The organism is Pseudomonas sp. P5_A2_2 (assembly GCF_054177685.1).
In genome coordinates this window covers 1-5,099 of the sequence record NZ_JBGCUL010000292.1, presented here as the reverse complement: position 1 = coordinate 5,099, position 5,099 = coordinate 1, and the positions used below count along the sequence as shown (strand labels likewise).

Annotated in this window: 5 protein-coding genes; 3 read left to right on the top strand and 2 right to left on the bottom strand. The window is 63.1% G+C overall.

Annotated features, from left to right (window positions below):
* A partial coding sequence (locus tag ACXRVY_RS16650; protein ID WP_458237790.1) for an MFS transporter occupies positions 1-707 on the bottom strand: 707 nt, incomplete at its 3' end.
* Between the two features lie 255 nt (positions 708-962).
* Here ACXRVY_RS16650 and ACXRVY_RS16645 point away from each other — a divergent pair.
* Both ACXRVY_RS16645 and ACXRVY_RS16640 read left to right on the top strand, forming a co-directional pair.
* The gene (locus ACXRVY_RS16645; protein ID WP_223462401.1) at positions 963-2,786 is read left to right on the top strand and encodes a glycoside hydrolase family 15 protein; all 1,824 of its coding nucleotides are present in this window, start codon (positions 963-965) and stop codon (positions 2,784-2,786) included.
* A 174-nt stretch (positions 2,787-2,960) separates the two neighbouring features.
* Complete coding sequence (locus ACXRVY_RS16640) at positions 2,961-3,350, top strand: hypothetical protein (RefSeq protein ID WP_223462402.1); 390 nt, start codon at positions 2,961-2,963, stop codon at positions 3,348-3,350.
* Here ACXRVY_RS16640 and ACXRVY_RS16635 read toward each other — a convergent pair.
* A complete protein-coding gene (locus tag ACXRVY_RS16635; protein ID WP_223462403.1) occupies positions 3,326-4,336 on the bottom strand; it encodes a GlxA family transcriptional regulator in 1,011 nt (336 codons plus the stop codon). The two genes, ACXRVY_RS16640 and ACXRVY_RS16635, sit on opposite strands and share 25 nt — an antisense overlap.
* A gap of 88 nt (positions 4,337-4,424) precedes the next feature.
* Here ACXRVY_RS16635 and inhA point away from each other — a divergent pair.
* Positions 4,425-5,099: isonitrile hydratase (gene inhA, locus ACXRVY_RS16630; protein WP_458237789.1), on the top strand; the 675-nt coding region annotated here is incomplete at its 3' end.

Genomic DNA, 5,099 nt, shown 5'->3' with positions numbered 1-5,099 from the left:
ACGCTGACCACGTCCACCACGCCGACGATGGTGCCCATGGCCACCATCAACCCCATGGCCACAATCAACAGCATCAGCAACTGAATGTCGCGAGAGCGGATGATCGAGCCCTGGTGATGTGGCGGCTCCGTGCTGCGCTGCAACACGAACGCGGTGACGCCGATGGCCAGTGCCAGCAAGGCCGCCAGCGGCCCGGCCTCGGGGAATGCCACCACGCACAACCCCACCGACAGTGGTGGCCCGACGATGAAGCAGACTTCGTCCAGCACCGACTCCAGGGCGTAGGCGGTCTGCAACTCGGGGCGGCCGCGATACACCTCGGTCCAGCGCGCCCGCACCATCGCCGACATGCTCGGCATGCAACCGGCCAGCGCGGCGAAGACAAACAGCGTCCAGTGCGGCGCCTGCAACCGCGTGCACAGCAACAGCAGCAACAGTGCCCCACCGCCTAGCAACGCCGCCACCGGCAGAATCCRCCCCTGGCCATAGCGATCCACCAGCCGCGAGACCTGCGGCGCGCAAAACGCCGTGGCCAGGGCGAAGGTCGCCGCCACCGCGCCGGCCATTGCGTAGCCACCCTGCAACTGTGAAAGCATGGTGATCAGGCCGATGCCGGTCATGGAAATCGGCATGCGCGCGATCATCCCGGCCAGCACGAATGCGCCGCTGCCGGGGGCTTTGAATAGTTCGCGGTAGGGGTTTGCCATGGGACGGGTCTCATCAGGGGACTGCACGTTGCCATAACGGCTGATTGTGGGGGAAGCGTGGAATTGTTGGTCGAATGTGAAGGCCCCTTCGCGGGCAAGCCCACTCCTACATTGGACGGTGTACACCCATCAACTGTAGGAGCGGGCTTGCCCGCGAAGAGGCCCTCACAGACAACTCACACCCCCCGCCAAATGAACTCTCGCTGCCCCGACCAGTCAGCTGAATAGGCCCCTGGTTCCCGGAGTTTCGCGACAATGGCTGATCACCCCGAACGCCAAAGCCCCATCGACGCCCACGGCATCATCGGCGACATGCGTAGCGCGGCGCTGGTCAATGACAAGGGCAGCGTGGACTTTTTCTGCTGGCCGGAATTCGACAGTCCGTCGATCTTCTGCTCGCTGCTGGACACCCCCGAGGCGGGAATTTTCCAGTTGTCGCCGGACTTGCCCGATGCCCGCCGCGAACAGATTTACCTCCCTGACACCAATGTGCTGCTGAGCCGCTGGCTCAGTGATCGGGCCGTGGTCGAAGTCACCGATCTGCTGCCCGTCGGCGACACCGAAGATGACCTGCCGCTGCTGATGCGGCGGATCCGCGTGGTCAGCGGCAGCGCCACTTTCCACATGCGTTGTGCTGTGCGCCATGACTACGCCCGTGCCACGACCCACGCACGCGTGGACAAGCGGGACGTGCTCTTCGAGGCCGCCAGTCAACCGGCGTTGCGGCTATCTTCGGATCAGGCCTTACGCATCGACGCCAATGTGGCAGTCGCCGAATTCACCCTCGAACAAGACCAGACAGGCCAGTTCCTGCTCGGCGCCGTCAACGATCCGCGCTTCAAGGAAGGCGCTGCCGAACTGTGCCTGCAACGCACCCTCAAGTTCTGGCGTGACTGGATCGGCCAGTCCAACTACCGCGGCCGATGGCGCGAAATGGTCAACCGCTCGGCTCTGGCAATGAAGCTGCTGACCTCACGCAAACACGGCGCGATTCTCGCCGCCGCGACGTTCGGCCTGCCGGAAAGCCCTGGTGGCGCACGTAACTGGGACTATCGCTTCACCTGGATCCGCGACGCCTCGTTCACTGTCTATGCATTCATGCGCCTGGGCTTCGTCGAAGAAGCCAACGCCTACATGCGCTGGTTGCGCGGGCGGGTCAGTGACTGTCAGGGCAAGCCGATGAAGCTCAACATTCTCTACGCCATCGACGGTCGTCAGGAGTTGCCGGAGGTCGAGCTGCCGCACCTGTCCGGCCATGCTGGCGCACAACCGGTGCGCATCGGCAATCAGGCCTGTGAACAGGTCCAGCTCGATATCTTTGGCGAGCTGATGGACGCGATTTACCTGGTCAACAAATACGGCGAAGCCATTTCCCATGAAGGCTGGAAACACACGATGGAAGTGGTGGATCAGGTCTGTGCAACCTGGGAGCAAAAGGACGTCGGAATCTGGGAAATGCGCGGCGGGCAATACCATTTCCTGCATTCACGGCTGATGTGCTGGGTCGCCCTGGACCGCGCCATCCGCCTCGCCTCGAAACGTTCGCTGCCGGCACCGTTCGCACGTTGGGACCAAACCCGTCAGGCGATCTACGCCGACATCTGGGAGAACTTCTGGAATGAAGAGCGCGGGCATTTCGTCCAGCACATCGGCGGCACCGGCCTGGATGGCTCGATGCTGCTGATGCCGCTGGTGCGTTTCGTCAGCGCCCGCGACCCGCGCTGGCTGGCGACCCTGCAAGCCATCGAAAAGAGCCTGGTACGCGACGGCATGATCTACCGCTACCGCAACGACGACAGTCAGATCGACGGCCTGCCCGGCAGCGAAGGCGCCTTCGCCGCCTGCTCGTTCTGGTACGTCGAATGCCTGGCCCGCGCCGGCCAATTGAACAAGGCCCATCTGGAGTTCGAACAGTTGCTCAGGTACGCCAACCCGCTGGGGCTGTATGCCGAAGAGTTCGACAGCCATGGGCGGCATATGGGCAACACACCGCAGGCATTGACGCATCTGGCGTTGATCAGTGCGGCGTGTTTTCTGGACCGGAGGTTGAGTGGGGAGAAAACCGTCTGGCAGCCATGAGTACAAGCTTCCAACACCACAGGTTTCGCAAACCTGGCCCTACACTTTTTAAACATCGGCCATCAGCAAACACCCCGAAATTACCCTGTTGCCAGCCGCTACATCCCCACCTAACATCTTTGCTCAACGGGTACAGCGGAGCTGTCCAGACCCCCCCGAATTCAAGGAACCAGAATGACCCAACGCATCCAACGCAGCATCGACTCCCCGCTGCGAACCGGTTTGAACCGCGAAGAACTCTGGGAGGCCGGTGACAAGGGCCTGATCAAATGCTGGGAAGTCGGCCGCCAGCGCGCCGCCCGTTTCCCCGACCTCGCCCGTCAGTGCCTCGCCGGCGAGTTGCCGGTACTGGGCTGGAAAGGTGGCGTCAGCCGCAGTCTTAAGAAACTCGAAAAATATGGCTCCCTCAAATACCTCGCACAGTGGCAAGGGTTGCGTGGGGAAGATCTGGATGTTGATTTGAGCGAAGAACGGGCGCTGACCTGCTCGCGAACCGGGATGGTGGTGACGTTTACGCCGGATCGGGCGAAGTATTTCAATCAGCTGGCGGAAGTTGAAGCCTGACGTGAACCGGACACCGGATCTGCCGCAACACTGACCGAAAACCGCTCCCGATAAGCCTGCGGTGTCACGCCCATGGCCCGCAGGAAACTGCGGCGCAGGGTTTCTTCGCTGCCGAAGCCGCATTGCACCGCCAGCCGTTTGATCGGCACGCCAGTGTCGCTGAGCAGACGCCGTGCGGTTTCGACGCGGATCAGTTCGATGGCCCGGGCCGGGGTCTGGCCGGTGTCGGCGCGGTAGTGGCGCACGAAGCTGCGTTCGCTCATGCCGGCCTGCAAGGCCAGGGTCGGGATGCCCAGGTCGTGGGTCAGGTTTTCGCTGATCCAGGCGTGAAGTTCGTCGAAACGGTTGCCTTCCTGTTGCAGGGACAGGGTTACGCTGAACTGCGACTGGCCACCCGGACGCTTGAGAAACACCACCAGTTGCCGGGCGACCTCCAGGGCCATGTTGCGCCCCAGGTCCTGTTCGACCATGGCCAATGCCAGGTCGATACCGGCAGTCACTCCGGCCGAGGTCCAGACCGGACCGTCGTTGATGAAGATCGGATTGGGCTCGACCTGCAAGCGCGGGTGCTGCTGCGCCAGCTGCTCGCAACGGGTCCAGTGGGTGACCACGCGCCGGCCATCGAGCCAGCCGCTGGCCGCCAGCAGAAACGCACCGGTGCACACCGAAGAAACCCGCCGGCAGCCATGGGCATGTTCGCGCACCCAGGCGACCAACGGCGCATCTTGCGCCGCTGCGTAAACACCCCAGCCACCGGCGATGATCAGGGTATCGCTGCCGCCATCCGGCAACGGTTCGGCCAACAGCGCCAACCCCGCCGACGACATCACCGCCCCGCCGCCGCTGGCAATCACCGTCGGTGCGTAGGGTCGCGGCAGGCCTTGCTGACGGGCTATGTCGTTGGCCGAAGCGAATACCTGCAGCGGCCCGGTGACGTCGAGCAATTGCACGTTGGCGAAAGCGAGTACACGGATGGTTTTCGACATTTGGCGTAATTCGTGGGGATATTGGCGTATACGCCAAAGCCTACGAGCCTACAGTCAAACCGTCCACCCACTTCACGAGAAAAACACCATGACGTTGCAGATCGGCTTTCTGTTGTTTCCACAGCTTCAGCAACTGGACCTGACCGGCCCTTATGACGTGCTGGCCTCGCTGCCGGATGTGAAAGTGCATCTGATCTGGAAAGACCTGATGCCGGTCACCGCCAGCACCGGCCTGCTGTTGAAACCGACCACCACCTTCGACGATTGCCCGGCACTGGACGTGATCTGCGTGCCCGGTGGCAGTGGCGTCGGGCCGTTGATGGAAGATGACCAGACCCTGGACTTTCTCAAGGCACAGGCCGCCAACGCCCGCTACATCACGTCGGTGTGCACCGGCGCGCTGGTGCTGGGCGCGGCGGGATTGCTCAAAGGCAAACGCGCCACCACTCACTGGGCGTATCACGAACTGCTCAAGCCGCTGGGCGCAATCGTGGTGAAAGACCGGGTGGTTCGCGACGGCAATCTGTTGACCGGTGGCGGCATCACCGCCGGAATCGACTTCGCCCTGACCCTGGCCGCCGAGCTGTTCGACCAGGCCACCGCCGAGCTGGTGCAACTGCAACTGGAATACGCCCCGGCCCCACCGTTTAGCGCAGGCAGCCCGGAGACGGCCCCGGCCAGTGTGCTGGAGGAGGCTCGCCAGCGGGCTGCCGGCTCGTTGAAGCTGCGGGCGCAGATCACCGAGCGGGCGCAGATCACCGAG